This window comes from Streptomyces sp. A0958 (assembly GCF_004795035.1).
In the GTDB taxonomy this organism is placed as follows: Bacteria; Actinomycetota; Actinomycetes; order Streptomycetales; family Streptomycetaceae; genus Streptomyces.
The window spans coordinates 1-521 of the sequence record NZ_SSBK01000112.1 but is presented as its reverse complement, the minus strand read 5'-3'; the positions used below and the strand labels follow the sequence as shown (position 1 = coordinate 521).

Below are 521 nucleotides of genomic sequence, written 5' to 3'. Positions count from 1 at the left end.
TGGTTGACGACTCCCCGGGGACTATCGTGGCCTCCCACGTCCTTCATCGGTTCCTGGTGCCAAGGCATCCACCGTGCGCCCTTAAAAACTTGGCCACAGATGCTCGCGTCCACTGTGCAGTTCTCAAGCAACGACCAGCCACCCATCACCCCGTCCCGAAGAACGAGTGCACTGGGGCCGGCGTTTGAAGGCTGCCTTGCGGCCATACCTTCAGACACCCAACAGCGTGCCCAGTACCCGGCATCCCTTCGGTTCGCTTTCCACGCTCCGAGGAGCAGTACTCACGACCCGGTGGAAGCACCAGGTACTGAATAGTCAACGTTCCACCCATGAGCTGACCACCGTCGAACATTTGCCGACGTAGTGGCTCTGGACCCCTTTGACAGGGTCTAGATGCTCCTTAGAAAGGAGGTGATCCAGCCGCACCTTCCGGTACGGCTACCTTGTTACGACTTCGTCCCAATCGCCAGTCCCACCTTCGACAGCTCCCTCCCACAAGGGGTTGGGCCACCGGCTTCGGG

Annotated in this window: 2 rRNA genes; both read right to left on the bottom strand. The window is 60.3% G+C overall.

From position 1 onward, the window contains the following. A 23S ribosomal RNA gene (locus E6P78_RS32565) occupies positions 1-95 on the bottom strand; the annotation flags it as partial. 309 nt (positions 96-404) lie between these two features. Continuing rightward, positions 405-521 (bottom strand): 16S ribosomal RNA (locus E6P78_RS32560); the annotation flags it as partial.